26 protein-coding genes are annotated in these 26,277 nt (G+C 68.4%); 10 read left to right on the top strand and 16 right to left on the bottom strand.

Annotated elements, in window-relative coordinates; translation table 11 throughout:
• Positions 1-76 precede the first annotated feature (76 nt).
• From DBV35_RS20040 to DBV35_RS20025, 4 genes are all read left to right on the top strand, one after another.
• On the top strand, positions 77-1,054 hold the full coding sequence (locus DBV35_RS20040) for a tripartite tricarboxylate transporter substrate binding protein (protein WP_108662159.1): 978 nt from the start codon (positions 77-79) through the stop codon (positions 1,052-1,054).
• 69 nt (positions 1,055-1,123) lie between these two features.
• Positions 1,124-1,570, top strand: a complete 447-nt coding sequence (locus DBV35_RS20035; RefSeq protein ID WP_108662158.1) for a tripartite tricarboxylate transporter TctB family protein — start codon at positions 1,124-1,126, stop codon at positions 1,568-1,570.
• 10 nt (positions 1,571-1,580) lie between these two features.
• On the top strand, positions 1,581-3,116 hold the full coding sequence (locus tag DBV35_RS20030) for a tripartite tricarboxylate transporter permease (RefSeq protein ID WP_108662157.1): 1,536 nt from the start codon (positions 1,581-1,583) through the stop codon (positions 3,114-3,116).
• 15 nt (positions 3,117-3,131) lie between these two features.
• Positions 3,132-3,833, top strand: coding sequence for a GntR family transcriptional regulator (locus tag DBV35_RS20025; RefSeq protein WP_108662156.1), 702 nt, complete (start codon positions 3,132-3,134; stop codon positions 3,831-3,833).
• On the opposite strand, the gene DBV35_RS20020 is transcribed toward DBV35_RS20025, so the two are convergent.
• On the bottom strand, positions 3,824-4,705 hold the full coding sequence (locus DBV35_RS20020) for a LysR substrate-binding domain-containing protein (protein ID WP_108662155.1): 882 nt from the start codon (positions 4,703-4,705) through the stop codon (positions 3,824-3,826). The genes DBV35_RS20025 and DBV35_RS20020 overlap by 10 nt on opposite strands.
• A gap of 102 nt (positions 4,706-4,807) precedes the next feature.
• Here DBV35_RS20020 and DBV35_RS20015 point away from each other — a divergent pair, with 102 nt between their 5' ends.
• Genes DBV35_RS20015 through DBV35_RS20005 form a run of 3 tightly spaced genes read left to right on the top strand, consistent with a single transcriptional unit; the run spans position 4,808 to position 7,239 of the window.
• Entirely contained in the window at positions 4,808-5,593 is a 786-nt protein-coding gene (locus DBV35_RS20015; RefSeq protein WP_108662154.1) for an SDR family oxidoreductase, read from the top strand.
• Between the two features lie 15 nt (positions 5,594-5,608).
• The gene (locus tag DBV35_RS20010) at positions 5,609-6,316 is read left to right on the top strand and encodes a ribonuclease activity regulator RraA (RefSeq protein ID WP_108662153.1); all 708 of its coding nucleotides are present in this window, start codon (positions 5,609-5,611) and stop codon (positions 6,314-6,316) included.
• A complete protein-coding gene (locus tag DBV35_RS20005; RefSeq protein WP_108662152.1) occupies positions 6,316-7,239 on the top strand; it encodes a dihydrodipicolinate synthase family protein in 924 nt (307 codons plus the stop codon). Before DBV35_RS20010 ends, DBV35_RS20005 begins: the two co-directional genes overlap by 1 nt.
• A gap of 117 nt (positions 7,240-7,356) precedes the next feature.
• On the opposite strand, the gene DBV35_RS20000 is transcribed toward DBV35_RS20005, so the two are convergent.
• The 14 genes from DBV35_RS20000 to DBV35_RS19935 all read right to left on the bottom strand — a co-directional run bounded on the left by DBV35_RS20000 (position 7,357) and on the right by DBV35_RS19935 (position 23,035).
• Entirely contained in the window at positions 7,357-7,857 is a 501-nt protein-coding gene (locus DBV35_RS20000) for a hypothetical protein (protein WP_108662151.1), read from the bottom strand.
• Between the two features lie 378 nt (positions 7,858-8,235).
• Positions 8,236-8,619 (bottom strand): oxalurate catabolism protein HpxZ, encoded by a 384-nt coding sequence (gene hpxZ / locus DBV35_RS19995; RefSeq protein WP_108662150.1) that lies wholly within the window; start codon positions 8,617-8,619, stop codon positions 8,236-8,238.
• Positions 8,620-8,707: 88 nt separating this feature from the next.
• A complete protein-coding gene (locus DBV35_RS19990) occupies positions 8,708-9,607 on the bottom strand; it encodes an HpcH/HpaI aldolase/citrate lyase family protein (RefSeq protein ID WP_108662149.1) in 900 nt (299 codons plus the stop codon).
• A complete protein-coding gene (locus DBV35_RS19985) occupies positions 9,607-10,833 on the bottom strand; it encodes a CaiB/BaiF CoA transferase family protein (RefSeq protein ID WP_205648778.1) in 1,227 nt (408 codons plus the stop codon). Before DBV35_RS19985 ends, DBV35_RS19990 begins: the two co-directional genes overlap by 1 nt.
• 50 nt (positions 10,834-10,883) lie before the next feature.
• Positions 10,884-11,966 carry an ABC transporter ATP-binding protein gene (locus DBV35_RS19980; protein ID WP_108662147.1) on the bottom strand — a complete coding sequence of 361 codons (1,083 nt, stop codon included), beginning with the start codon at positions 11,964-11,966 and terminating at the stop codon, positions 10,884-10,886.
• Complete coding sequence (locus tag DBV35_RS19975; protein WP_108662146.1) at positions 11,959-13,674, bottom strand: ABC transporter permease; 1,716 nt, start codon at positions 13,672-13,674, stop codon at positions 11,959-11,961. The genes DBV35_RS19980 and DBV35_RS19975 overlap by 8 nt, the downstream gene beginning before the upstream one ends.
• A gap of 59 nt (positions 13,675-13,733) precedes the next feature.
• A complete protein-coding gene (locus DBV35_RS19970) occupies positions 13,734-14,843 on the bottom strand; it encodes an ABC transporter substrate-binding protein (protein ID WP_108662145.1) in 1,110 nt (369 codons plus the stop codon).
• A gap of 2 nt (positions 14,844-14,845) precedes the next feature.
• Positions 14,846-15,604, bottom strand: a complete 759-nt coding sequence (locus tag DBV35_RS19965) for an IclR family transcriptional regulator (protein ID WP_108662144.1) — start codon at positions 15,602-15,604, stop codon at positions 14,846-14,848.
• A 271-nt stretch (positions 15,605-15,875) separates the two neighbouring features.
• Positions 15,876-18,485, bottom strand: coding sequence for an SH3 domain-containing protein (locus DBV35_RS31320; RefSeq protein ID WP_108662143.1), 2,610 nt, complete (start codon positions 18,483-18,485; stop codon positions 15,876-15,878).
• A 160-nt stretch (positions 18,486-18,645) separates the two neighbouring features.
• The gene (locus DBV35_RS19955; protein WP_108662142.1) at positions 18,646-19,680 is read right to left on the bottom strand and encodes an urea transporter; all 1,035 of its coding nucleotides are present in this window, start codon (positions 19,678-19,680) and stop codon (positions 18,646-18,648) included.
• 72 nt (positions 19,681-19,752) lie between these two features.
• Positions 19,753-21,459, bottom strand: coding sequence for an urease subunit alpha (gene ureC / locus DBV35_RS19950; protein ID WP_281262241.1), 1,707 nt, complete (start codon positions 21,457-21,459; stop codon positions 19,753-19,755).
• Entirely contained in the window at positions 21,456-21,761 is a 306-nt protein-coding gene (locus DBV35_RS19945) for an urease subunit beta (RefSeq protein WP_108662764.1), read from the bottom strand. Before DBV35_RS19945 ends, ureC begins: the two co-directional genes overlap by 4 nt.
• A gap of 8 nt (positions 21,762-21,769) precedes the next feature.
• Positions 21,770-22,072: an urease subunit gamma gene (gene ureA, locus DBV35_RS19940; protein WP_108662140.1), complete on the bottom strand. Its 303-nt coding sequence runs from the start codon at positions 22,070-22,072 to the stop codon at positions 21,770-21,772.
• 84 nt (positions 22,073-22,156) lie between these two features.
• On the bottom strand, positions 22,157-23,035 hold the full coding sequence (locus DBV35_RS19935; RefSeq protein ID WP_205648777.1) for an urease accessory protein UreD: 879 nt from the start codon (positions 23,033-23,035) through the stop codon (positions 22,157-22,159).
• A gap of 205 nt (positions 23,036-23,240) precedes the next feature.
• On the opposite strand from DBV35_RS19935, the gene DBV35_RS30695 reads away from it, so the two are divergent.
• From DBV35_RS30695 to nikR, 3 genes are read left to right on the top strand one after another with little or no spacing between them, the layout of a single operon-like run.
• Positions 23,241-23,792: an urease accessory protein UreE gene (locus DBV35_RS30695; protein WP_205648776.1), complete on the top strand. Its 552-nt coding sequence runs from the start codon at positions 23,241-23,243 to the stop codon at positions 23,790-23,792.
• Positions 23,793-23,841: 49 nt separating this feature from the next.
• The gene (ureG, locus tag DBV35_RS19925; RefSeq protein WP_108662138.1) at positions 23,842-24,483 is read left to right on the top strand and encodes an urease accessory protein UreG; all 642 of its coding nucleotides are present in this window, start codon (positions 23,842-23,844) and stop codon (positions 24,481-24,483) included.
• 13 nt (positions 24,484-24,496) lie between these two features.
• Positions 24,497-24,961 (top strand): nickel-responsive transcriptional regulator NikR, encoded by a 465-nt coding sequence (nikR, locus tag DBV35_RS19920; protein ID WP_108662762.1) that lies wholly within the window; start codon positions 24,497-24,499, stop codon positions 24,959-24,961.
• Positions 24,962-24,973: 12 nt separating this feature from the next.
• On the opposite strand, the gene DBV35_RS19915 is transcribed toward nikR, so the two are convergent.
• Positions 24,974-26,266: a DUF1576 domain-containing protein gene (locus DBV35_RS19915; protein WP_108662137.1), complete on the bottom strand. Its 1,293-nt coding sequence runs from the start codon at positions 26,264-26,266 to the stop codon at positions 24,974-24,976.
• Between the last annotated feature and the right edge of the window lie 11 nt (positions 26,267-26,277).

Raw genomic sequence — 26,277 nt, 5'->3', positions numbered from 1 at the left:
AGATTCAAATCGACCGTGTTTTCTCCCCGGCAAGCGAGAACGAATACCGCACCAGCAAGATATTGGGAGGTTTCCAATGAAAGCATCGATGATGGCGCTCGCCCTGGCCGCAGCGCTCGGCAGCACCGCCTTCACCCCGGCGTGGGCCCAGGATTATCCGTCCAGCGACGTGAAGGTCATGCAGGGCTTCAAGGCCGGCGGCGGTTCCGACGCCCTCGCGCAGCTCGTGCAGCCCTTCCTCGCCGAAGAGCTCGGCGTGAACTTCGTCAACGAGTACATTCCGGGCGCGACCGGCGCGATCGCCTGGACCCGCCTCGCCAAGCAGACCAAGGCCGACGGCGCGACCATCAGCATCACGAACACCCCGATGCTGACCACGAACTACATCATGAACCCGGCGATCACCTACACGATCGACGAGATCACCCCGATCGCGAACATCGTCACCGATCCGGGCATCGCCGTCGTCGCGAAGGACAGCCCGTTCAACACGTTCGAGGACTTCGTGAACGCGGCGAAGGCCAACCCCGCCACCGTGACCGTCGGCAATTCCGGCGTCGGCGGCGACGACTATTTCACCTCGCTCCAGTTCGAGCGCGAGGCGGGCGTGCAGCTCCAGAAGGTCCCCTTCCAGGGTGACGGCCCGTCCTGGACGGCGGCCATGGGCGGCAAGATCGACGCGAGCTTCACCAATGTCGGCGTGTCCTTCCCGCAGATCAAAGAGGGCAACCTGAAGGCGCTCGCCGTCTTCTCCGAGGAGCGCCTTCCGGACCTGCCGGACGTGCCGACCGCCAAGGAGCTCGGCTACAACCTCGTCGCGGGTTCCTCGCGCGGCTATAGCGGCCCGGCCGGCTTCCCGCCCGAGGCGCGCCAGATGATGATCGAGGCGATGCAGCGCGTCGTCGACAATCCTGAGTTCCAGAAGGCCGCCGCCGAGCGCGCGATGAACATCGACTTCATCTCGGGCGACGACTACGTGGCGATGCTGAAGGACCAGGAAGCGGCCTACAAGGAAATCTGGGCCGAGATCAAAGACGAAGTGAAAAGCCAGTAAGACGGCCATTCCACATCGTATGCGGACGGGGCTCGTGCTCCGTCCGTTTTGTCTAACAGGGGACTTGCGATGGGTCGCATCGTCGTCGCACTGGCCGGAATCGGGCTGGTTTTCTTCATGTGGGCCGAGGCCGCGGAATATCCGCCGACCGCCCAGAAGCTGCCCAATCTCCTCGGCTGGGTCGTCCTCATCTTCGCCCTCCTCGCCATCGCCCAGCAGGCGCTGACCTGGAAGCGGGCGAACGCCGACGGCACGCTGAGCGTCATCGGCCCCATCGACTGGCGCGCCATCGGCATCGGCGCCGCCTTCATCGCCCTCGTCATTCTCTACACCTGGTCGATCGGGACCGTCGGCTACATGATCGCCACCCCGATCTTCCTCGCGCTCCCGCTGATCGCGTTGCGCCCTGTCGGCCTCGTGCCCGGGATCATCACCATCGTGGCCGTCACCGCCGTCATCTACGGCGTGTTCGTCTGGTTCCTGAAGCTCAACATCCCGCTCTATCCGGCGTTCTGAGGTGCTTTGAATGGAGTCCTTCCTCTGGGTCGGTCTGGCCAACGTCGTCGACCCGATCAACATCCTCGCCATTTTCGTCGGCGCGCTGATCGGCATGTTCGTCGGCGCGATGCCGGGCCTCTCGGCCACGATGGCCATCGCGCTCCTCTTGCCGCTGACCTATTCCTTCCGGCCCGAGACGGGCCTCGCGATGCTCGCCTCGCTCTATCTCGCGGCGATGTATGGCGGCTCGATCGCGGCGATCCTGCTGCGCACGCCGGGCACGCCCGCCGCCGCCGCGACGGTGATGGACGGGCACCCGATGGCCCGCAAGGGACAGGCCGGCAAGGCGCTCGGCCTGTCGCTGACGGCCTCGCTCATCGGCGGCATCCTGTCCTCGATCGCCCTCCTCACGGTCGCGCCGCTGCTCGGCCGCGTCGTGCTCAATTTCGGCCCTGTCGAGATCTTCGCCGTCGCCGTCCTCGGCATCACCATCATCGGCACCCTCTCCCAGGGCTCGACGATCCTCGGCCTCTTCTCCGGCGCGCTCGGCCTGCTGCTCGCGACCGTCGGCATGGACCCGACGACCGGCACGCCGCGCTTCACCTTCGGCATCCTCGACCTCTTCTCCGGCATCAACTTCACCGTCGCGCTGATCGGCCTCTTCTCGATCCCGCAGGCCGTGCGCCTCATCGTGGAGGGCAACCCTCCCGGCGCCGACCGCGTATCGAGCATCCGCGACCGGATGCTCCCGACCGGCCGTGAGTTCGTGGCGCTCCTGCCGAACAGCATCCGCTCGGGCTTCATCGGCATCGTGACCGGCCTCATCCCCGGCACCGGCGGCGACACGGCCTCCTGGTTCGCCTACAACGAGGCCAAGCGCTTCGCGAAGAACAAGGCCGATTTCGGCACCGGCACGCCCGCGGGCGTCGTCGCGCCGGAAGCGGCGAACAACGCCGTCGTCGGCGGGGCGCTGATCCCGACGATCGCGCTCGGCATCCCCGGCTCGTCCTCGACCGCGGTCCTCCTCGGCGGCCTGATGGTCCACGGCATCCTGCCCGGCCCGTCGCTGATGACCGACTATGGCGACGTCACCTACACGCTCCTGTGGGCGGTGCTCTTCGCCAACGTCGCGCTCTTCTTCGTCGGCATCTTCTTCACCCGCGCCTGCGTCGCGGTCACCAAGATCCCGAACCGCGTCGTCGGCCCGGTGATCGTCGTCCTGTCCGTGATCGGCGCCTACGCCATCAACAACTCGATGTTCGATATCGGGCTGATGATCGCCTTCGGCATGCTCGGCCTCGCCTTCGACACCTTCCGCATCCCGACCCCGCCGCTCGTGATCGGCCTTATCCTGGGCCCGATCCTCGACACGACGCTGCAACAGTCGATGCTGATCGGTCAGGGCAACTGGATGATCTTCCTCCAGAATCCCATCTCTGCGACACTGCTTGCCATCGCCCTGCTGTCGGCGCTGCAGGTGACGCCGATCTTCGGCGTCCTCGGCCGGCTCGTGCGGCGATCCGTGGGCGGCCGGCAGGCCCCCATGGGCGGCGGCACGGAGTAGACGACGGAGGATGCGATGGTGGTGGCGGCCCGGCTGGGCGAGGACGGAGTGCAGGAGGGGGCCCGCCGCCACGGCGAGGACCTCGCCCTCGACATCGCGCGCCTCCTCGAGGAAGACATCGTCTTCGGCCGTCTCCACCCGCGCGAAAGGCTGATCGAGGAGACGATCGCCGCCCGGTTCGACGCCAAGCGGCACATCGTGCGCCAGGCGATCGTCGAGCTCGAACGGCTCGGCCTCGTCGACCGGGTCCGCAATCGCGGCGCCATCGTGCGCGTCTATACCGAGAAGGAGGTCGAGGACATCAACGCCGTCCGCGAGCTCCTCGAAAGCGAAGCCGCCTCCTACATCTCGCTGCCGCTCTCGGACGAGGCGATCACCGAGCTCGAGACGATCCAGCGCGGGCACTCGGCCGCGGTGGAGGCGGAGGACCGGCGCGGCGTCTTCCGCAGCAACATCGCCTTCCACCGCGCCCTCTTCGCCCATTGCGGCAACGAGGCGCTGTCCGAGGCGATCAACATCTTCGCCCAGAAATCCCACGCCTACCGTTCGATCGCGGTGAGCGACCGCAAATACCAGGCCTGGGCCGCCGGCGCGCACTGGGACATGATCGACGCTATCCGCCACTGCGACCGCGCCCGCCTCGTGGCGCTGTGCAAGGCGCACCTCGCCCCCTCGAAGGACCACTATATCGAGACGCTGCGCTCCCGTTACCGGTGAGGCGGCGACGCGCCGTCGAGCGCGGTCTCGACGAGCTTGCGGATGAGGTGCGTCTGCGCCGTGCCGCGCGGCGACAGGAGCCCCAATTCGCGCACCGGCACCGGCGGCGGCAGCGCGATCCGGTTGAGCCGCAGCCCCTCCGGCCACGGCCCCGCCCATTCGGGCACGATCGAGACGCCGAGGCCGCCATCCACCATCACCGCGATCGCCTCCAGCGCGTCGAGCTCGAAGCGCTGGGGCGGGACGATGCCGAGCCGGTCGAGATAGTCGGCGGCGAGGCGGCCGCCCCACTGGCGCCGGTCGTAGCGGATGAAGGGGCGCGCGGTGAGGAGATGCAGCGCGTCCCGGCTCGCCTCGTCGTGCGGGGCGAGGAGGACGAGCGGCTCGGAGCGCCAGAGGTGGAACTCCACCGTCTTCGGCAGCGCGAAGCCCGGCTTCACGATCGCCGCGACGTCGAGCTCCCCGCCCAGCGTGCGCGCATAGAGCTCGCTCGACGTGCCGGGCTCCAGGCTCACCTCGAGCCCCGGATGCTCCCGCGCGAGCCGTCCGAGGACGCGCGGAAAGAGGCCGGTCTGGGCGGTGGAGATCGCGCCGACGCGCAATTTGCCCATGATCTCGCCGCCGTGGGCGGCCGCGCGCATGTCGCGCAACCCGTTGAGAAGGCTCGCCGAACGGTCGACCACCGCATAGCCCGCCTCGGTCGGCCGGACCGACCGGCCCGCCCGCTCGATCAGCTTCACCCCGAGGTCGGCCTCAAGGGTGCGGATGCGCTGCGCGACGGCCGTCGCGGTCACATCGAGCTCCACCGCGGCGTCCGCCAGCGAGCCGCGCCGCACGACGATCAGGAAGGTCTCAAGGAAGCGGGTGTCCATGGCGAACCGTACCAAACTTTTGGTTCGTTCTGAATCAACTCCAGCTCACTTTTTCTGCTGCTGTTTTCCCGGTACGCCGGGCTCGAATTGTTGGAGGAACTCATGGATCTCGGCTTGAACAGCAAGGTCGCCCTCGTGCTCGGCGCGGGCGGCGGGCTCGGCAGCGCGATCGCGAAGTCGCTCGGCGCGGAAGGCGCGAAGGTCGCCGTCGCGGACATCGACGAGAAGGCGGCGGCCGCGACGGCCGACGCGGTGCGCGCGGCGGGCGGCACCGCGATGTCCCTCGTCTGGGACCTCGCGGACGTCGGCAGCGTCGACGCCAAGGTGTCCGCGGTGGAGGCCGAGCTCGGCCCGGTGGACGTGTTCGTCGCCATCACGGGCGGCCCGCCGCCGGGCGGCGTCGCCGGCCAGTCGGCGGACACGTGGCGCAAATTCTTCGATTCGATGGTCGTCTCTGTCTTCGCCATCACCGACCGCGTCCTGCCCGGCATGCGCCAGCGCAAGTGGGGCCGCATCATCACCTCGACCTCGTCGGGCGTGGTCGCGCCGATCCCCAATCTCGGCCTCTCGAATGCGCTGCGCTCCACGCTCGTCGGCTGGTCGAAGACGCTCGCCGCCGAAGTCGGCCGCGACGGCGTGACCGCCAACATCGTCCTTCCGGGCCGCGTCGCGACCCAGCGCATCTCCTTCCTCGACGAGAAGAAGGCGGAGCGTGAAGGCCGTCCGGTCGCCGACGTGATCGCCGAGAGCACGGGCTCGATCCCGCTCGGCCGCTATGGCGATCCCCAGGAATATGGCGACACGGTCGCCTTCCTCGCTTCGGAGCGCGCGTCCTACATCACGGGTAGCGTCATCCGCGTCGACGGCGGTTATATCCCCAGCATCTAACCCGGAGAGGCGACCATGACGCTCGATCCCAAGATCGTCGAAACGCTGAAGACGATCACGACCGCGACCCTCACGACGATCCTTCTCAAGAAGGGCCTGCGCAATGTCTGGCTTCGTGGCGCGATGCCGCTGAAGCCCGACCAGCCGCGCATCGTCGGCCCGGCCTTCACGCTGCGCTTCGTCCCGGCGCGCGAGGACCTCGCGACCCCCGCCTCCTGGGGTTCGCCCATCTCCACCCGCGCCGCGATCGAGGCGATGCCGGAAGGCTGCATCGCCGTGGTCGATTCCATGGGCGTCACCGACGCCGGCATCTTCGGCGACATCCTGTGCGCGCGCATGCAGAAGCGCGGCGTCGCGGCGCTCGTCACCGACGGCGTGGTGCGTGACCTCGCCGGCGTGCTCGCCAGCGGCCTGCCGGTCTGGTGCTCGGGCGCGGCCGCGCCGCCGTCCGTCGCCGGCCTCACCTTCGTCGGCTGGCAGGAGACGATCGGCTGCGGCGGCGTTTGCGTCGTCCCCGACGACGTGCTCGTCATCGACAGCGACGGCGCCGTCCTCATCCCGCAGGCCCTCCTCGACGAGGTCGTCGCCGAGGCGGTCGAGCAGGAGAAGATGGAAGCCTGGATCGTCACCGAGGTGGAGCGCGGCGTCCCGCTGCCGGGCCTCTACCCGATGAACGACGAGACCAAGGCGCGCTACGCCGCCTTCAAGGAAGGGAAGAGCTGATGTTCGGCATCGACACGAAGGGCGTCTACGCGATCGCCCCGACGCCGTTCCTGCCGGACGGCGCGGTCGATTGGGAATCGATCGATTCCATGTGCGACTTCTACCTGGAGTCGGGCGTCGACGGCCTCACCATCCTCGGCATCCTCGGCGAGGCGCCGAAGCTGCAGCCGGAGGAGTCGGTCGGCATCGTGAAGCGGGTGCTCGCCCGCTTCGACAAGCCGGTCGTGGTCGGCGTCTCGGCGCCGGGCTTCGCCGCCATGCGCGCCCTCGCGGGCGAATCGATGGCCGCCGGCGCCGCGGGCGTGATGATCACCCCGCCCGCCGCGATGCGCACCGACGACCAGATCATCGGCTACTACGCGCAGTCGGTCGCGCAGATCGGCTCGGACGTGCCGTTCGTCCTGCAGGACCACCCCCTCGTCACCACCGTGCAGATGTCGCCGGGCGTCATCCGCCGCATCGTGACCGAGAACCCGTCCTGCGTGATGCTGAAGCACGAGGACTGGCCGGGCCTCGAGAAGATGAGCACGCTGCGTGCGTGGGAAGCCAAGGGCGAGATGCGCCACATCTCGATCCTGTGCGGCAATGGCGGCCTCTTCCTCGACTTCGAGATGGAGCGTGGCGCCGACGGCGCGATGACCGGCTACGCCTTCCCCGACATGCTCGTCGACCTCGTGAAGAAGCACTTCGCGGGCGACAATGAAGGGATGCACGCTCTCTTCGACGCGCACCTGCCGTTCCTGCGCTACGAGCACCAGTCCGGCATCGGGCTCGCCGTGCGCAAGTACGTCCTCTCCCGCCGCGGCGCGATCAAGCACGCGGACCTGCGCGTGCCGGGGCCGAAGATGTCGGCGACCACGAAGGCCGAGGTCGACGGGCTCCTCGCCCGCCTCGCCAAGATCGACCCGCGCGCGGCGTTCTAGAACACGTCTCGTTCAATCCGGATCGGGTTGAACGAGAGTAGCGTGTTCGCTCCATAGGTCTGGCGCGATTGCTCTTCGCTCAGGTTGAATCAACCTGAGCGGCAAGCGCGCCAGGCACTACTTGGGGGGCGGACCGGCGGGGCCCTTGCGGCCTCCGTCAGCTTCGCTCCCCACCTCGGGCTCATTCGGGATGAGCTCGGTCTCGGGCGGGGTCTCCTCGACGGGCGGCGCGACATAGCGGACGCAGCCCTGCACGATCTGCGCGCACGCCGCATCCGGCGCGCCCATCACCGCCGTCGCGCCGGCATATGCGACCTCGATCGCCTTGTTTTCCTTGAAGCGCACCTGGGCGTGGCAATAGGCGCTGTTCGCCTGCGAGAAGCTCGGCCCCGGAATCGGCACCACCGACGGCACGGTCGGCAGCGTGATCGACGATCCGCCGGCCACCACGCGCTCATAGCTCCAGATCTCGGCGCCGTCGGCCGTCACCGTCTTCGTCGGCAGGCCCGCGCACATGCGCACCTGTGTCTTCGTGAGGCCGACGATCGCGTCCTTCCCGACCGCCGCTTGCTGCGAGTCACGGGCCGCGCAGCTCCCGAGCACGGTCGCGAGAGCCACGAACCACAGGCCCCTCGTCCACCGCCGCCCGACGCCGAAATCCCGCGCCGCTCGTTGAGTGAGGCACACAGACGCCATGCCATTCCTCAAACCGAAGTCCGGGAGAGGGGCACACACTCGCCCCTACCGGTGCGCGCGGCCGAGCCGCACGCGCCGTCCCCGGAAATTGCACCTGGGCAACCAATCCCGTTTCGCCGGTCAAGGTTCACGCCGCGTCGCGGGGCGAACCATCGCAGGCCCCGACAGGGGCAACATCACCGGCCGCTCGATTGATGTCCTAGTTCAACGCCAAGGCACTTCAAGGGCGACAGGTGGCGCAAATCGTGGCGGTGGCGCACATATGTGCAGGTCGCCGGGTGCGGACGGAATCGACGGCAATCAGTGCGTGTCGGCCATCAGCGAGACGTGCGCGGCGACGATCCGCCAGCCGTCCGCCGTGCGCATCCAGGTCTGGCTCTGGCGGCCGATCTTGGTGCCGCCGATGCGCTGGAATTCGAGGTCGCACACGCCCATGTCGCCGAACGTGGTGATCTGCCGGCGCAGCACGTTGCGCGGCGGAGAACCGCCCGGCCGCGACCGCCGAAACTCCCGAATTGCCTCGATGCCGTAGAGATTTTCGCCGACGCCATAGCGCAGCGTGTGGGGCGAATCCCAGAAAAGGGAATCCAGCGTGTCGAGGTCGTTGGCGCCGAGGGCCGCCTCGTAGGTGTCGCAGGCGGCCGTCAGGCTCTCGAGAGCGTCGGGGGCGTTGATGTCGGTCATGGGGCTCCGGTCCGATTTCGCCAACCGTAAGCCAAGTCCGGCGCGGTGCGGAAGCGCGTTCGCGCGCCACACCGCCCCATCCCGCCGGTCAGGCGGGCTCGCCCCGCTGGCGCCGCTCCGCGCGCTCCCACTTGGCGAGCGTCGCCTTCGAGCGGGTGATCATCGGCATGTCGATCATCCGCCCGTCGAGCCGCGCGGCGCCCTTGCCTTCGGCCCACGCCGCCTCCATCGCGGCGAGGGTGCGGCGGGCAAGGTCGACCTCCTCCTCACCCGGCGCGAAGGCCGCGTTGAGGATCGGGATCATGCCCGGATGGACGCAGGTCGCCCCGTCGAACCCGAACCGGGCCGAGCGGCGCGCGACCTCCACCGAGCGGTCGAGCTCGGAGATGGCGGCGACCGTGTCGAGAAGGCCGAGCGCGAGGAGGCCCGCCGCCTTCGCCGCATAGGCGAGCTGGAGCTTCGGCTGCATCAGCGTCTCGCCCGAGGGGGTGAAGCCGCACTCCGTCGCCATGTCCTCGCTGCCGAGGAGGAGGGCGACATTGCGCGGGCTCGCCTTGGCGATGGCGCGCGCCTCGAAGAGGGCGTCGGGCGTCTCGATCACCGGGACGAACACCACGGAGCCGAGCATCATCCCCGCCTCCTCCTCGATCTCGGAGACGACCGCGTCGAGCGCGGCGAGCGACCCGGCGGTCGCCGTCTTCGGCAGGAGGAGGCCGGTGAGGCCCGGCCGCACCACGGCCTCGAGGTCGCGCACGGCGAGGCGGAGCGGCGAGTTGATCCGCACGAGCACGTCGCACGGCGCGCCGGCCAGCGCGTCGATCGCGCCGATCGCCCCTTCGCGCGCGTCGGCCTTCTGGGCCGGCGGCACGCTGTCCTCGAGGTCGAGGATCACGGCGTCTGCGCCGCGCTCGCCCGCCTTCGCGGTGAAGCGCTCGTTGTTCGCCGGCACGTAGAGGAGCGAACGCCAATAGGGGAGAGTCTTGTTCATCACGATGCCTCAGCCACCAGGCCGGACGCGAGCGCGCCGGCGATCTCCTCGTCGCTCGCGCCGACCTCGGCGAGGACGTCGCGCGTGTGCTCGCCGAGCTTCGGGGCGGCGAAGCGCAGCGGGGCGGGCGTCGCCGACAGGCGCGGGATCGGCGCGTGGATCGGGATCCGCCCCATCTCCTCGTCCGGCACCGACACGATGACGCCGCGCTCGTGGAAGTGCGGATCGGCGGCGATGTCCTTCGCGTCGAAGATCGGCGCGGCGGTGATCGAGGCCTTCTCGAACATGGCGAGCACCTCGGCCCGGTCGTGCTCGGCGATCCAGCCGCCCACCACCCGGTCCACCTCCTCGCGGTGCTTCACGCGCGCGGGGTTGGTCGCGAAGCGCGGGTCGCTGAGCATGTCCTCACGCCCGATGATCTTGAACACGCGCTCGGCCATGCGCTGCATGGAGGCCGAGAGCGCCACGAATTCATTGTCCCGCGTGCGGTAGACGTTGCGCGGCGAGGAGGTGTGCGAACCGTTGCCGACGCGCGGCTTCACCGTTTGCGTCAGCGCGAAATCCGCCGCCTCGGGGCCGAGGACGGAGACGATCGGCTCCAGCAGCGACAAGTCGATGATCTGCCCCTTGCCCGTCGCCGCACGATGGTGGAGCGCTGTCATGATGCCGAACGCGCCATAGAGGCCGGAGATCATGTCGGCGAGGGCGAGCGGCGGCAGGAGCGGGTCGCCCCCCTCCTCGCCATTGCGCGCGGCGAAGCCCGACATCGCCTCCACCAGCGTGCCGAAGCCCGGCCGCTGACCGTACGGCCCGGTCTGCCCGAAGCCCGAGACGCGCAGGACGACGAGGCCCGGCGACGCGGCGAGGAGATCCTTCGGGTCGAGCCCCATCTCCTCCATCGTGCCCGGCCGGAAATTCTCGATCAGCACGTCGGCGGTCATGATGAGCCGGCGCAGGAGATCGACCGAGCCCTCGGCGCGGAAGTCGAGCGCGATCGAGCGCTTGTTGCGGCAGTATGTCTTCCAGAAGGTCGTGATGTCGGCCCGGCGCCAGGCGCGCAGCGGGTCGCCGTCCGGCAGCGGCTCCACCTTGATGACGTCCGCGCCATGATCGCCGAGCTGAAGCGAGGTCATGTTGCCGGCGACGAGGCGCGACAGGTCGACGACGCGGATGCCGGCGAGCGGCCCCTGTGCCGTCGGTGCGAAGTCCTGTTCGGTCCACGCCAACTTGGCCTCCTCCGCCGTTCCCGAAACGGCGCTCTTGTCCACGGGCGCGCTCATGTCTCGGCCGTCATCGCCGCTTCGCGCGGGAAGAGGGTCGTCGCTTCGGCGGGGATCCGCACGAAGGCGTTGCCCGCCGCGACCGGTCCGTCCGTCTGGATGCGGAAGGCGAAGTCGGACTGGCGCACCTCATACTGGTAGGCCGCGCCGAGATAGGAGCCGGCGCCGACTGTGACGGGGAGCGTGTTCTCGCCCCCTTCGCTGACGAGGCTGATCCGCTCCGGCCGGACCGCGATCACCACGTCGGAGGTGGTCGTGGGCGCCGTCGTCGTCTGGATCACGGCCCCGCCCGGCAGACGGACGGAGGCGCCGGTCTCGTTGCGGTCCACCACCGTGCCCTCCAGGAAGTTCGAGGAGCCGATGAAGTCGGCCACGAACGCGTCCTTCGGGCTCTCATAGATCTCGCGCGGGGTGCCGACCTGGCGCACGTGCCCCATGCTCATCACGACGATCCGGTCGGAGACGGCGAGCGCCTCGGACTGGTCGTGCGTCACGTAGATGGTCGTGACGTTGAGCCGCTCCTGCAATTCGCGCAGCCACACCCGCGCCCGCTCACGCAGCTTGGCGTCGAGGTTGGAGAGCGGCTCGTCGAGGAGGAGGAGGCTCGGCCGGTAGACGAGCGCGCGGGCGAGCGCGACGCGCTGCTGCTGCCCGCCCGAAAGCTCGAACGGATAGCGCTCCGCGTAGGGGCCCATCTCCACGAGTTCGAGCGCCTCGCGGATCGCCTTGTCCCGGTCGGCCCGGTTGACGCGGCGAAGCTGCAGCGGGAAGGCGAGATTCTCCGCCACCGTCTTGTGCGGCCACAGCGCGTAGCTCTGGAAGACGAGGCCGATATTGCGCCGCTCGGTCGGCACCGAGACCTTGGTGCGGCTGTCGTAGAAGACGGTGTCGCCGAGCGCGATGCGGCCAGAAGTCGGGTGGTTGAGCCCAGCGATCGCGAACAGCGTCGTCGACTTGCCGCAGCCCGAGGGGCCGAGCAGCGTGAGGAACTCGCCCTTCGGGATGGTGAGCGAGACGTCTTCGACCGCCGTGACGTCGCCGTAGACGATCGAGAGGTTCTGAAGGACGAGATCAGCCATAGATCTTGGCTCCGAGAGCGCGGCGCGCGATGAAGACGAAGATGGCCGTGATCACGACCTGCACGGTCGCGAGCGCGGACACCGGCCCGTTGTCACCCTGGGCCCAGAGCTGGAGCATCGTGGTGCCGATGATCTCCGAGCCCGGCTGGTAGAGGAACACCGCCGTCACGTACTCTTTGAAGAAGTGGATGAAGAGAAGGGCGAAGCTGGAGAAGAGGGCCGGCTTCAGGAGCGGCAGCACGATCCGCGTCACCGTGGACCACCAGTCCGCCCCCGAGACGCGGGCGCCGCGGTCGAGCTCGTCGCCGATCTGGGCGAGCGCCGGGGCGATGGCGCCGAACCCGACCGGGATGTAGCGCACCACGAAGGCGAGGATGAGGACGAAGATCGTACCGCGGATCGCGTCCATGCCCGGCACCCAGATCACGGCATAGAAGAAGCCGAGGCCGGCGATGATACCCGGCAGCGAGCGCGGGAAGAGCGCGATATATTCGAGCGCACGGCCGAAGATGAACTCCGAGCGGCGCGCGATCAGCGTGATGATGGCGACGAGCGCGGTGCCGACGATGCCGCCGACGAGCGCGACGACAACCGAGTTCACGATCGAGCGCACATAGGTGGAGTTGCTGAAGATCAGCTCGAAATGCTGCGTGGTCAGCACCTTGGTGATCGGGATCAGCGGGGTGAGGAAGGTGACGCTCGCCCGCAGGAAGATGCCGAAAAAGACCGAGATGATCGTGAAGAAGACGTAGGCGAAGAGCACCCCGAACGCGACCCAGCGCCAGGCGCCAAGGTCGATCGTGGAGGGCCGGCTCGCCTTGCCGCGCACGGTGATGAACCGGCCCGAGCCCTTCATGAGGTAGCCCTGGAGCCAGACGAGAGCGGCGACGATGATGAGCAGGATGAGCGCCGCCGCGCCGACGATGCCGTAGTCCGGCTTCACCGCGGCCTGGATGCCCTTCTCGTAGAGGAAGCTCGTGATGGTGTTGATCCCGTTCGGCGCGCCGAAGAGGAGGGGGATCGACAGCATCTCGATGCCGACGACGAAGTTCAGCACCGCCGAGTAGATGATCGCGGGCCGCATCATCGGGACGGTGATGCTCCACAGCGCCCGGAGCGGCCCGGCCCCGGTGACGCGCGCCGCGTCTTCCAGCTGGGCGTCGGCCTTCGTCACCGCGCCGAGGCACATGAGGTAGGCGAGCGGGGCCTGGGAGAGGCCGGCGACGATGCCCATGCCGGTGATGGAATAGAGGTCCCACGGGGTGATGCCCGTGTGGCTGCGCACGAGGAGCGTGTAGTAGCCGGACGGGCCGTACATCGTGAACCAGCCGAACGCGATGACGAGGTGGCTGACGAAGAGCGGCCAGACGAGCAGCTCGCCCATCCATTTGCGGCCGGGCACGTTGGTTCGGCCGATCACGATGGCGGCGACCGCGCCGAAGACCTGCGCCACCAGCGTGGTGATGACGGCGAAGACGATCGTGTTGAACGCCACGCGGCCGATGCCGGCCTCGGTGAAGAGGCGGCCGAAATTGGCGAGCGTCATCACGGAGCCGGTCTCGTAGAGAGGCCGGTCCAGGAAGGCCTGCGCCACGATCGGCGCGATCGGCCCGATGACGAGCACCGTCGTCAGGATCGCGATGCCCCACATGATGATGCGGGAGCGATCGACGACGGGCTCGCGTGGAGCGTCGAGTGAAAGGGACATGGGTCGCCTTGCCGTGAGATGACGGGAGACGGGCGGGCTCCCGGCCCGCCCGCGTGGTGTCAGTTCCCTGCGAGCGCTTCGGTGAACTTCTTCGCGAAGGGCTCGGCGTCGTCGATCAGCGCCTTGTCGAAGCCGACGCGGATCACATTGTCCTCGCCGACCGTGTCGACGATCTCCTGGTAGGTGTAGCGGACCGCGTCCTCCGCGACGTCCTCGCGATAGGGCACGACACCGCCTTCGCCGAGAAGGGTCTGGCCCGCTTCGCTCAGCACATAGTCGAAGAAGAGCTTGGCCGAATTCGGGTTCGCCGCATTCTGCGGGATGCCCATGCCGCGCATCATCAGCGGGGTGCCGTCATCGGGGAAGGCGAAGCCCAGGATCTCGCCGCCCGGCTGCTCGAGGCGGGGGAAGATCGTGATGCCGGAGATATTGTAGCCGGCGACATATTCGCCGGTGGTGATCTTCTCGTTCATCGCGCCGCCCGAGGTCTCGCCGCGGATCATCGGACCGATGGAGGAGAGCTGCGCCCAGCCCTCATCGCCCTTCGCCTTCAGCACATAATACCAGGCGGCGAGGCCGAACGAGTTGCGCGCCGCGTCATAGGTGGTGAGGCGGCCTTTGAACGTGCCGGGGTCGGCGGTCGCGAGGTCGACGAGCGAGGTGAAGCCAGTCGGACGCTGGTCGTCGGAGAGGAGCGCGGCGTTGTAGACGATCACCAGCGGATCGGTGGAGAGCACCGTCACGCCCGGATAGGGCTTGGCGAAGTCCGGGAGGTGGTCGAACTCGGGGCTCTGATAGTCCATCATGCGCCCGTTGATGCCGTAGCTCGCCCAGCGGTCGTTCGCGCCGGAGACGAGAAGATCGGCCGAGCGGGAGCCGCTCCCCTCCTCAGCTTCCCAGCGGGAATGGACGGTGCCAGAACCGAGATCGAGCGTCTCGACGCTGATCCAGGGATACTTCTCCTCGAACCCGCCGATGACGGGGCCCCAGTTGTTCTCGGCCATGTTCGAGTAGATGACGATCCCGCTCTCGGAGCGGGAGCCCTCGATCAGATCGCCATAATTGTCGGGGTAATAGTCGGGCACCTCCGGTGACTGAGCCGATGCGGCCCCGGCGGCGAGGGTAATCGTCGCGATCGCGGTCGCAGCGATGAAGTGACGGACTCTCATTCTCATCCTCCCAATCCCTGTTTGCGGGTGGTTTGGCGGCGGGCAAGCGCTTCGCTTGCGCGGCGCGCGGCCTCGACGACGGCGCTGACGCTGCGGTCGAGATTCGCGGTAAAGCGGTCGCGGGGACCGGATATGTTCATGGCGGCGACGACGCGGTCATCGCGGCCGCGGATCGGCGCGGCGCAGCCGGCCGCGCCCTCGACGCGTCCGACGAGGTTGACGGCGTAGCCGTCTTCGCGCGCCTTCAGGATGCGGTCGCGGACGGCAGCCGGATCGTCCCCCTCGCCGGGGAGGGCCGCGAGATAGCCCTCCAGCGCGTCGTCCGGGAGACCGCCGAGGAGGACGATGCCGCTCGCGACCTGATGGGCGATGCGGTCGCCGCTGATGTCGCGGTCGTAGCGGATCTCGCGCTGGGGCAGCAGCTTGATCAGGTAGTGAACACGTTCCTCGGGTGTCAGCACGGCGACGAAGCCGCTCTCGTGCGCGGCGCGGACCGCGTCGGCGAGGATCGGCTCGGCGATGCGCAGGATCGTCGCCCAGGCGATGCCGTGGGGCGGGCTCTCCCCGACCGTGCGCACGAGGCGATAGCGCCCGTCCTCCCGCACGACGTAGCCGCGTTCGACGAGGACGCGGATCAGGAGGAGCGCGCTGCTCTTCGGAATCGCGAGGCTGTGCGCGGCATCGTTCAGGCCGACAGGCTGCGTTTGCTCCGCCAGCCACTCGACGAGATCGAGGATCCGCTCCGCCCCGCGCCCGCTCATGCGCCCCTACCCATCGTTCAGTATTTTGAACAGGTTCTTTATTTTGCATGACCCTAGTCGTGCGGATGAGGCGTGTCAAATGGTGAACGCGTTCGAGGGCGAGGTTCGCCATCGATGTTAAGCATCGCGGCAATCATCGCTTAACATCGCATCTAATTGATCAGAGCGGCTGCCGGGCCGCGTCCGGGGCGTGGGCAACAAAAAAGCCGGCCCCGAAGGGCCGGCTTCGATTGGCTTTGTGCCGGGGCGTCGCTTGCCCCGGCGGCGTCGGTCAGCGGCGGAAGCCGCCGCCGCCACCGCGGAACCCGCCGCCGCCGCCACGGAAGCCACCGCCCCCGCCACCAAAGCCGCCGCCGCCGAACTCTCGGCCACCACCGAATTCACGCCCCCCGCCGAACTCACGGCCGCCGCCGCCGCCGAGGTCGAAATTCTGGATCCGGCGCTGGTTGCCGAGATCGCGGGAGAAGGCGTCTTGCTGGAGGTTCTGCGGCAGGCGCGCCGGACCCTCGGCCCGCGGCACGCCGCCACCGCCGCCGCCGCCGAGATTGGCGCCGGCCCCGGCCCCATTCCCGCGCGCCCCGCCCTGTGCGCCGCTGAGGACGCCATTGTCGCGCGGACCGTCGCCGCCGCCGCGCGGGCCGTTTCCGCCGAGCGGACCGTCGCTGCCCGCGGCGGGGCGGAGGTCGCCCGGAGACGGCGCGTCGACATCGTGCCAGCCGCCGCGGTCGAACGACTGCCAGCCATCGCCGGTGTTGCGGTAGACGTTTCCGTCACGACCGGCATAGACGTTGCCGCCGCGCCCCTCGGCCGCGAAGCCCTGGTTGCCGCTGGAGCGCGACCAGGTCATCCCGCGCCCGCCCGCGTCGTTGGCGCCGCCGCTGACGCGCGCCCAGTCGGAGCCGCGGCGCACGCCCGCCGTCCCCCACGAGCCGTAGACGTCGTGACCGCCACGGGCGATCGCGCCGGTGTTCGTGCGCGGATTGTAGGCGGCGACGAAGCCGCGCTCCCCGGCCGGCCCGTAGACCGCGCCGCCGCGGACATAGGTGCCGGTCCGCGGGTTGTAGGCCGCGCCCGCCGCAATGCCGCGATAGGGGCCGTAGGCATAGCCGTAGCGCCCGTAGACGCCGCGCACCGGGTTATAATAGGCGCCGATGCCGTAGGTGACGGGGCGCGGATAGTAGCCCGGCCAGCGATAGGGGCCGTAGGGCGCGCCCCAATAAGGCGGATAGAGCCAGCCCGTGCCGTACACGTAAGTGCCCCAGGCGAGATAGCCGGAGAGGTAGCCCATCGTGTAGCCGAACCAGACCGCGCCGGGCTCGGTGTCGTACACGCGCACATAGGTGACGTTGTAGACCGGCGAGGAGGGCGGGATCGTGTAGATCACCTCCGGCACCTGGGTCACGACCGTGAACGGCCCCGTCGGCGTGTCGCCCACGAACCAGACGCCGTTCTGCAGGACATAGTAGCGGCCCTCGACGAGGATCACCTGATCGTTGGTGTTCGTCGCGTAGGACATCTCCGTCCCGTCGATCTTCGTGAATTGCGGGTCGCCGCCATAGGACACCTCGGCCGAGACCTTGTCGGTCTCCACGCGTGCGGTGTGCGGGATGCTCGCTTTCAGCCGCGCCTCGGCGCTCTCGGAGGTGCCGGGGATCGAGTAGCGCACCGTGTAGTAGGGCGTGCCGGACGGGATGCGCTTGAAGTCGTCGGGTAGGTTCGGCGTCGCGAAGGTCCACGGCCCGTCGAGCGAGGCGGCGCTGAACCAGCGGCCCGAGAGGAGCAGATACCAGGTGTTGTTGGCGGTATCGAAGAAGACGTCGCTCTCGGTGTTGGAGATCCATTCGAGGTTGGTGTTCGGCACCGCCTCCTTCTTCGGCGCACCGTCGAAGATGATGAGCTCGCCCGGCTTCGTCGTGTAGAACACCTTCGGCGCCGCGCCGTCGAACGGCTGCGGCGGGATCGCGGCCGCAGCATCCTTCCAATTGTCGCCGCTGAGCTTGGAGAAGGCGTCGGGGAGCGAGGTCACCGCTGACCAGGTGCCGTCGAGCGCGGTGCTCGTCAGCCAGGACTTCTCGTCACGCAGGTAGAACGTCTTGTCGGAGTTCGTCTGCAGGATGTCCCAGTTGGTGTTGATGACGAAGCTCACGCCGTCGACATTCTCCACCGGCGCCATCGTCGCGTCGCCATCGGTCTGGACGAGGATCGCGGGCGATTCGGAATAGAAGATCGGCGGGGCGTCGGCGTTGAGGCCGGAGACGTCGGTCACGCGCTTCGATTCGGCGAGGCTCGCCACGACGCGATCCTCCGAGACGGTGATCGGCCCGGTCGGGAGGAGCTTGCCCACCTCGACCGAGAGCTGGCCGAGCGCGGTCCTGTCGAGCGCGGAGAAGTTGATCTCGGTGACCGTGATGTTCGAGATCACGACCTCCTTGGTGCTGTCGTCGGCCGTCGTGTCGCCCTTGATGCCGATGACGCCGAACACCGGATCGTCACCCGCCTTCGGCGAATATTCGACGGCGACCAGCGCCTCGATCGTCTTGAAATTGTCCCACGCGGTGAACTGCGGCTGGTAGACGACCATCTTGCCGCCGCCGGAGGTGTCGAACGCGCGCGGCCAGGCGTCGGTGTCGTTCGAGGCCTGCAGATATTGGCCGCTGACGAAGCCGGACTGGCCGTTGAAGCTGATCGCGCACCAGGTGCCGGACGAATCGCAATTTTGCAGATCGACGCCGCTTCCCTGCGGGATCGTCACGAGCACGGAGTTGCTCGTCCCCGGTCCGCTGCGCAGGTTGACGTTCGCGGTCGTCGTCGCGGGCGAAGCCAGCGCGGGCGTGACCGCCATGGTGACGGCGAGAAATATCGCCGTGGCTCTTCTCAACATTCTGCTCTCCACTCTCGCGCCTGCGCAGCGGGACCGCTTGCACAAAGGCTGAGACTCCCCGCGGGGACCATAGCGACGGTGTCGTGAGTCGAAAACTTGAAAGCCGGTAATATTCTTGCGCCGCGCGGAGGATTTCCGACGCGGCGCTTTCAATTCGGCGTCAGGACGCCTTCAGCGAATAGCGCCGGCGGTTGTCTTCCGCCGTCGTCGCCTCGGCCGGCGGGACGGGCACCAGCGCCGCGAAGCTGTACTGGCCGAGGAGCAGCGCCCAGGTGACGATCACGAAGGTGGAGGTCAGCACCGGCATCCCGATCGGGGTGAGGAAGATCGCGATCGCGGCCCACAGCCATGTCGCGAGGACCACGCCGAAGAGGGTGTAGAGGAAGCTGCGCCACGTCAGCACCAGGAAGAAGCCGCCGAGCGCGATCGCCGTCAGCGCCGCGTTGTAACCGAAGAGCCCGTCGCGGATCGCCCCTTCCGGGGCGCCGAAGATGACGGCCGTCGCCGCCGCGACGATCGCGCCGAGGAGCGCCATGCCCGCCGAGATCGGCGAGTTCACCGCGATGCCGATGAGGATGAGGTAGCCCGCGATCCAGTTGTCCTGGAAGAAGATCTGCCCGATCGCGTTGCCGAAGCCCATGTACCAGGTCGGCAGCATGTACTCGACGGTGTAGCTGTACTGGTCGGGCGAAACGGGCTTCGCGAGCGGGCCGGCGTCGATGCTCGTGAATTTCAGCACCGCGAACAGGAAGAGCCAGCCGACGAGGACGAACGGCATCGTCAGCGGCGCGACCTTGTAGGGCGCGAGCAATGTCCCGAGCGTCGCGAACATCGCGCTCGTCATCGCCGCGGCGAAGACGATGTAGACGGTGAGATAGGGCGACGGGATCGCTCCGGAGCGGAAATCCTCGCTCGTGAACGCGACGAGGGCGAGTGCGACGAGCGCGCCATTGAAGCCGTAGAGCCCGTCGCGGATGAGGCCCTTGTCGGCCTTCAGCGCGATCGCCGTCGCCGTGCTCACCACAACGCCGACCACCGCGATCGAGGCGTAGATCAGCGAGTTGAAGGCGAGCGCGCCGAGGATGACGAGCCCCGACAGCGGGTTGTTCTGAAAGACGACCTGCCCGAGCCCGCGCAGGCACCAGTCAACGATTCCGAACGTGCGATGGTCCCGGTAGCGCCCCACATCCAGCATTGTGCCCCCCATAGGAAAAGGGCCCCTCCGAACGTGTCGGAAGAGCCCGTCTTTTCTCGATTGTTGCCTGTCTCAGAACAGGAAGTAGCGCTGCGCCATCGGCAGCACGTCGGCAGGCTCGCAGGTGATGATCTCACCGTTGACGCGGACCTGATAGTTCTGCGGATCCACCTCCAGCTTCGGCGTGAAGGAGTTGTGGACCATGTCCTTCTTGCCGATCGTGCGCGTGTTCTTCACCGCGACGAGGCGCTTGGTCAGCTTCAGCTTGTCGCCGATCCCGTCATCGAGCGCCGCCTTCGACACGAAGGTGATGCCGGTGGACGAGCGCGCGCGGCCATAGGTGCCGAACATCGGCCGGTAGTGGACCGGCTGCGGCGTCGAGATGGAGGCGTTCGGATCGCCCATCGGCGCCGTCGCGATCATGCCGCCGAGGAGGACGAGGAACGGCTTCACGCCGAACATCGCCGGCTTCCACAGGACGAAGTCCGCCCGCTTGCCGACCGCGATCGAGCCGATCTCATGCGCGAAGCCGTGCGCGATCGCAGGGTTGATCGTGTATTTCGCCACGTAGCGCTTGGCGCGGAAATTGTCGTTCCGGCTCGAATCCTCGGGCAGCGGGCCGCGCTGCACCTTCATCTTGTGCGCGGTCTGCCAGCAGCGCAGCGTCGTCTCGCCGATGCGCCCCATCGCCTGCGAGTCCGACGACATCATCGAGAACACGCCGAGATCGTGGAGGATGTCCTCCGCCGCGATCGTCTCCTTGCGGATGCGCGATTCGGCGAAGGCGACATCCTCGGGGATGCGCGGGTTGAGGTGATGGCAGACCATGAGCATGTCGAGATGCTCATCCACCGTGTTCACCGTGTAAGGGCGCGTCGGGTTCGTCGAGGAGGGCAGGATGTTCTCCTGGCCCGCCGCCGTCAGAATGTCCGGCGCGTGGCCGCCGCCCGCCCCTTCCGTGTGGAAGGAGTGGATGGTGCGCCCCTTCATCGCCGCGAACGTGTCGGCGACGAAGCCCGCCTCGTTCAGCGTGTCGGTGTGGATCGCGACCTGGATGTCCATCTCGTCGGCGACGGTGAGGCAGTTGTCGATCGCCGCCGGCGTCGTGCCCCAGTCCTCGTGCAGCTTCAGGCCGGAGGCGCCGGCGATGATCTGCTCGCGCAGCGGGCCCGGAAGGCTCGCATTGCCCTTGCCGAGGAGGCCGACATTGATCGGCAGCGAGTCGACCGCCTCCAGCATCCGGTGGATGTACCAGGGGCCGGGGGTGACGGTGGTCGCGAGCGTGCCGACCGAGGGGCCGGTGCCGCCGCCCACCAGCGTCGTCGTCCCGCTCGTGAGCGCGTCGTCGACCTGCTGCGGGCAGATGAAGTGGATGTGGCTGTCGATGCCGCCGGGGGTGAGGATCTTCCCCTCGCCGCCGATGACGTCGGTGCCGGGGCCGATGATGATGGTGACGCCCGGCTGGATGTCCGGGTTGCCGGCCTTGCCGATGCCGGAGATCCGCCCGTCCTTCACGCCAACGTCGGCCTTGATGATGCCCTGGTGGTCGAGAATGACGACGTTGGTGATGACGAGGTCGGCGACCTCGGCGGCAGGGTGCTGGCTCTGCCCCATGCCGTCGCGGATGACCTTGCCGCCGCCGAAGGAGACCTCGTCGCCATAGACGGTGTGGTCTTCCTCGACCTCGATGATGAGGTCGGTGTCGGCGAGGCGGACGCGGTCCCCCTTCGTGGGGCCATAGTGCGAGGCGTAATATTCGCGCGAGATCTCAACCATCAGAGCTTGCCCATCACTTTGCCGTTGAAACCGTAGACGACGCGCGACCCGGCGAGGGCCACGAGCTCGACCTCACGGTCCTGCCCCGGCTCGAACCGCACCGAGGTGCCGGCCGGGATGTTGAGGCGGAAGCCGCGCGCCTTGTCGCGATCGAAGACGAGCGCGGCGTTGGTCTCGTAGAAATGGAAGTGGGAGCCGACCTGGATCGGACGATCGCCGGAATTGGCGACCTCGATCTTCACCGTCTCGCGCCCTTCGTTGATCGTGATCGTGCCGTCTTCGACGAACATTTCACCGGGGATCATGGCGCGCCTCACGGAATGGGGTTGTGGACGGTGACGAGCTTCGTCCCGTCCGGGAAGGTCGCCTCGACCTGGATGTCCGGGATCATTTCGGGGATGCCGTCCATCACGTCGTCGCGGGTGAGGAGGGTCGCGCCGTAAGACATCAGCTCGGCGACGGACTTGCCGTCGCGCGCCCCTTCGAGAACCGCCGCCGAGATGTAGGCGATCGTCTCCGGGTAGTTCAGCTTGACGCCACGGGCTTTGCGCCGCTCTGCAAGGAGGGCCGCCGTGAACAGGAGCAGCTTATCTTTTTCTCGCGGCAGTAGTTCCATTGCACACCCCTCGTTGTCTGGCCTTCGGCGAGGTGATCTGGCGCGATGCCACCAGTTCCCCGCACTCCGCTTACACGCTGACCTTCAAGTTGCCCAGATGCGCGGGACGCTCGCGGGCTTGCCCATCGATCCCGTCCGCAGCGCATCCCAGGCGCGGGCGAAGAGCGCCTTCGCCCGGTACATCTTCGTGCCGAGAAAGCGGCAGACGAGCACGTCGTCGAGCTGGCTGACCGAGAAGAGGCCCGCCCCGTCGGCGCCGACCGCGTCGCGCACGCGCGCGTCCGTGTCCTCCATCATCGGCCCGGCATAAACCATCGTCGCCATGATCGGCGCGCCGGCGAGCGCGTAGGGCGCGGCGCCGAGCGCGGAGCGGCCGGGGAGCGACAGGCGCTCGAACCAGATGGGACGGCCCGCGCGGCGGATCTCGGTGCGCTGGCGCAGATGCCCCTCGGCGAACGCCTCGCCCGAGGCCGGCCGGCCGAGCGAGACGAAATCCCAGCCGACATAGACCGCGTCCGGCGCGAGCTCGACGCGCGTCGCTATCGCGGCGTCGGCCCCGTCGAACACGATCGTCTCCTGCGGGAGATATTCGCAGACCGCGCCCGCGCCGACGCGGATCAGGGTCTCCTGCCCGCTCGCCGCATGGGCGCTGCGGTAGAATTTGGTGGCGCTCGGCGTGGTGAGGAGCGCGCGCGCCCCGTCCGCCAGATGGAAGCGCTGGGAGAGCGTGTCACCGCCCGCGACCCCGCCCGGCGGGTGGAGGACGTAGACGTGGCACGTCCCGTCCGCCTCCGGATAAAAAGGCTGCTGGACGACGAGGGGGCCGCGATGCTGGCGGCGCAGGCGCGTGCGCCCACCCTCGGGCGCGAACCACAGATCGAGCTCGGCGGGCCAGCGGCTCGACACGAGGCCGCTGCCGGATCGGACCGCCGGTGCCTCCCGCAACGTGTCCGTCGCCGCCATCGCTGTTCCCGTTTCTGTCATCGGCCGCGCCGCTTTCGCGGTGCGCCCAACATTCCTGTTTCGCCCAGCAAATCGCAACCCACATTATACCAGATTACGCCGCAAACGGTCGCGCGCCGTGCGTCCCCCGTGCCCGCTCGACTCTGGACGAGATGGCGTCGCCTGGGCCATCGTGGCGCCGGGCCGCTTGAGGGAGAATGCGTCGGTGTTGAAGGTCATTGGGTTGCAGCGGGCCGGCACGGGCGACACGACCGGCGCCATCGTCGGCACCGCCGCCCTCCTCCACGACGAGCGGCACCTGCGCCGCCGGGCGATCACGCTGACTGATGGGCGCAAGGCCCTCGTCGACTTCGCCGAGCCGACCGTTCTCGACGCGGGGGACCGCCTCCTCGTCGATGGCGGCGGCGCGATCCTCGTCGCCGCGACGGCGGAGCCGCTCTACGAGATCCACGCCCGGAACCCCGTGCATCTCGTCGAGCTCGCCTGGCATATCGGCAACCGCCATCTCGCGGCGGCGATCGAGGCGGACCGGATCCTTATCCTGGAGGACCACGTCATCAAGGCGATGCTCGAAGGGCTCGGCGCGACCGTCGTGCCGGTCGTGGCGCCGTTCAACCCGACGCGCGGCGCCTATTCCGGGCACGGCGAGAGCGGCCATCACGGCCACGATCACCACCACGATCATGGCCACGCCCACGGGGACCACGGGCACGGGCACAGCCACGACCACGGTCACGGCCACCACCATCACGACTGAGCGAAGGGCGCTACGCGCCGCCGCACGAGACAACCGTCGAGGACGAATTATGGCATCGAAGAATGGACCGCTCCGCGTCGGGATCGGCGGTCCGGTCGGCTCCGGCAAGACGACGCTGACCGAGCAGCTCTGCAAGGCGCTGCGCGACACCTACTCCATCGGCGTCATCACCAACGACATCTACACCAAGGAGGACGCGCTGATCCTCGCGCGCCGCCAGGCGCTGTCGGAGGACCGGATCGTCGGCGTGGAGACGGGCGGCTGCCCGCACACCGCGATCCGCGAGGACGCGTCGATCAATCTCCAGGCCATCGCCGAGCTGAACCGCAAGATCCCCGATCTCGACATCGTCTTCATCGAGTCGGGCGGCGACAATCTCGCGGCGACCTTCTCGCCGGACCTTGCCGACCTCACCCTCTACGTCATCTCGGTCTGTCAGGGGGAGGAGATCCCCCGCAAGGGCGGCCCCGGCATCACCCGGTCCGACTTCCTCATCATCAACAAGGCGGACCTTGCCCCCTACGTGAACGTCAATCTCGACGTGATGGAGGAGGACGCGCGGCGGATGCGCGCCGGCCGCCCCTTCGCCTTCACCGACCTGTCGCGCGGCACGGGGGTCGACACGATCGTGGACTATCTCGTCGAGAATGGCGGGCTCGAGCCTGCGCTCGAGACGCACGGCGCGGCCTGAGCCGCCGATGGCGATGCAACGCGTCACCGTGACGATCGACGAGGCGCTGCTCGCCGAGGTCGACCGGCTGTGCGGGCAGCGCGGCTACCAGAGCCGGTCCGAGGCGCTGCGCGACATCATCCGCGCCGCCTTCACCGGCGGCCTCGGCGTTGCGGGGGCGGAATTCGTGGACCGCGACGAGGTCTGCCACGCGACCCTCTCCTACGCCTACAATCACGAGACGCGCGCGCTCGCGAGCCGGCTGACCTCGAACCACCACGCCCACACCGACCTCTCGGTCGCGACGACCCACGTCCACATGGATCACGACAACTGCCTCGAGGTGTCGATCCTGCGCGGGCCGCTCTCGGCGATCGAGGCCTTCGCGGACAGCGTGATCAGCCAGCGCGGGGTGCGGCACGGGGCGCTCCACATCATCCCCGCCGACAAGGGGACGCGCGAGGCCGCGCACGATCACGGGCACGGCCACGCGCACTGAGGCCGCCGGCGATCAGAGCGCTTCGGGCGGGTGGTCCTTGCGGTCGCGGATCGCGATGATCACCGGCACCAGGATCGAGGCGACGATGCCGGCCGCGAAGCCGTTATTGTAGAGGTTCAGCCCGCCATGGAGCGCGCCGACGGTCTGCGCGGCGGAGACGTGGACGAACCCCGCGACGATCCCCCAATGCCAGCCGAAGCGGCCCGCGATCGGGGCGAGCGTCGTCCCGAAGAGGGCGGCGAGGATGATCGAGGGGTCGGCCGCGCCGAACGGCTTCGCGATGGTGCCGAGGAAGACGCCGGCCATCACCGGGATGAAGTTCGCCGGGTGCTTGCCGTAGGCCGCGAAGCCCACGATCGACAGGATCGCGCCGAGCACCGGCCCGTTGAGGTCCGCCCCGACGAGGAGGACATAGGCGATCCCGACGAGCCCGCTGATCCCCATGTTGACGAGCACCGGCCCCGACCCGGCGATGGCCACGAAATCGCTCGGCGACTGGCCGGGGCTCCGCAGGATCGTGAGGAGACCGCGCAAGGCATCGCGGTCGAACCAGTAGCCCGCGCCGATGAGGGCGAGGAAGGCGACCCCCATCGCGATGCCGAGGAGGAGATTGTTGCCGCTCGTCCAGATGAAGACCGGCTCCGGCACGAAGCCATATGAGATGTAAAGCGCCACGATGAGCGTGCCGACGATGCCGGCGGTGAAGCCCATATTGTAGAGGCTGTAGCCCATGTGGGCCTTGAAGAGCTGCGCGGCCGCGGGCGCGAGCACGAAGCCCATCAGGAGGCCCGTCACGATGCCGAGCGGCACCGTCGCCACCGCCGGCAGGGAGGTCGAGAACAGGATCTCCGAGAAGACCGGCGCGAGCGCGCAGCCGAAGAAGGCGGTGTTGATGTGCTGGGAGAAGGGCTCGCGCTTGTAGCGGGCATAGAGCGCGACGCCCGCGACGATCGGCCAGACATTCAGGAGATTCTTGCCGAAGAGCGCGAAGCCGAGGACGAGGAAGAGGCAGGCGATCGCCGGCCCGCCGATGGCCGTGCCCGACTGGCGGTAGATCGCGGCGACGACGAGCGTCAGGAGCCCCGCATTGACGAAGGCCGCCCCCATCCCGCCGAGGCCGATATAGTCGGTGATCAGCGTGTTGCGCGCGAAGAGGATCTCGCCGAGCCCGCTGAAGACGGCCCCCGGCCCCGACACCGCCAGCCCGAACAGGATGAACGCGACCGCGAAGGCGGCGACGACGGCGAGATGGCCGTCATTGCTGAGCTTTGCGGGGGGCGGGGCGGACGTCGGGGTGTCGGTCATCACGCATTCTC

The organism is Acuticoccus kandeliae (assembly GCF_003073115.1).
This window is presented reverse-complemented; position numbering and strand designations above follow the sequence as displayed.

What these genes read in the sequence shown, in the direction of transcription:
- ureA (WP_108662140.1), bottom strand. Translation starts at nt 22,072, where the DNA reads ATGGAACTACTGCCGCGAGAAAAAGATAAGCTGCTCCTGTTCACGGCG.
- DBV35_RS19970 (WP_108662145.1), bottom strand. Translation starts at nt 14,843, where the DNA reads ATGAGAGTCCGTCACTTCATCGCTGCGACCGCGATCGCGACGATTACC.
- DBV35_RS20025 (WP_108662156.1), top strand. Translation starts at nt 3,132, where the DNA reads ATGGTGGTGGCGGCCCGGCTGGGCGAGGACGGAGTGCAGGAGGGGGCC.
- DBV35_RS19935 (WP_205648777.1), bottom strand. Translation starts at nt 23,035, where the DNA reads ATGGCGGCGACGGACACGTTGCGGGAGGCACCGGCGGTCCGATCCGGC.
- DBV35_RS19945 (WP_108662764.1), bottom strand. Translation starts at nt 21,761, where the DNA reads ATGATCCCCGGTGAAATGTTCGTCGAAGACGGCACGATCACGATCAAC.
- DBV35_RS31320 (WP_108662143.1), bottom strand. Translation starts at nt 18,485, where the DNA reads ATGTTGAGAAGAGCCACGGCGATATTTCTCGCCGTCACCATGGCGGTC.
- DBV35_RS20015 (WP_108662154.1), top strand. Translation starts at nt 4,808, where the DNA reads ATGGATCTCGGCTTGAACAGCAAGGTCGCCCTCGTGCTCGGCGCGGGC.
- hpxZ (WP_108662150.1), bottom strand. Translation starts at nt 8,619, where the DNA reads ATGACCGACATCAACGCCCCCGACGCTCTCGAGAGCCTGACGGCCGCC.
- DBV35_RS20020 (WP_108662155.1), bottom strand. Translation starts at nt 4,705, where the DNA reads ATGGACACCCGCTTCCTTGAGACCTTCCTGATCGTCGTGCGGCGCGGC.
- DBV35_RS20005 (WP_108662152.1), top strand. Translation starts at nt 6,316, where the DNA reads ATGTTCGGCATCGACACGAAGGGCGTCTACGCGATCGCCCCGACGCCG.
- DBV35_RS20030 (WP_108662157.1), top strand. Translation starts at nt 1,581, where the DNA reads ATGGAGTCCTTCCTCTGGGTCGGTCTGGCCAACGTCGTCGACCCGATC.
- nikR (WP_108662762.1), top strand. Translation starts at nt 24,497, where the DNA reads ATGCAACGCGTCACCGTGACGATCGACGAGGCGCTGCTCGCCGAGGTC.
- DBV35_RS19915 (WP_108662137.1), bottom strand. Translation starts at nt 26,266, where the DNA reads ATGACCGACACCCCGACGTCCGCCCCGCCCCCCGCAAAGCTCAGCAAT.
- ureG (WP_108662138.1), top strand. Translation starts at nt 23,842, where the DNA reads ATGGCATCGAAGAATGGACCGCTCCGCGTCGGGATCGGCGGTCCGGTC.
- DBV35_RS19955 (WP_108662142.1), bottom strand. Translation starts at nt 19,680, where the DNA reads ATGCTGGATGTGGGGCGCTACCGGGACCATCGCACGTTCGGAATCGTT.
- DBV35_RS19975 (WP_108662146.1), bottom strand. Translation starts at nt 13,674, where the DNA reads ATGTCCCTTTCACTCGACGCTCCACGCGAGCCCGTCGTCGATCGCTCC.
- DBV35_RS20040 (WP_108662159.1), top strand. Translation starts at nt 77, where the DNA reads ATGAAAGCATCGATGATGGCGCTCGCCCTGGCCGCAGCGCTCGGCAGC.
- DBV35_RS19990 (WP_108662149.1), bottom strand. Translation starts at nt 9,607, where the DNA reads ATGAACAAGACTCTCCCCTATTGGCGTTCGCTCCTCTACGTGCCGGCG.
- DBV35_RS19965 (WP_108662144.1), bottom strand. Translation starts at nt 15,604, where the DNA reads ATGAGCGGGCGCGGGGCGGAGCGGATCCTCGATCTCGTCGAGTGGCTG.
- DBV35_RS20010 (WP_108662153.1), top strand. Translation starts at nt 5,609, where the DNA reads ATGACGCTCGATCCCAAGATCGTCGAAACGCTGAAGACGATCACGACC.
- DBV35_RS19980 (WP_108662147.1), bottom strand. Translation starts at nt 11,966, where the DNA reads ATGGCTGATCTCGTCCTTCAGAACCTCTCGATCGTCTACGGCGACGTC.
- DBV35_RS20035 (WP_108662158.1), top strand. Translation starts at nt 1,124, where the DNA reads ATGGGTCGCATCGTCGTCGCACTGGCCGGAATCGGGCTGGTTTTCTTC.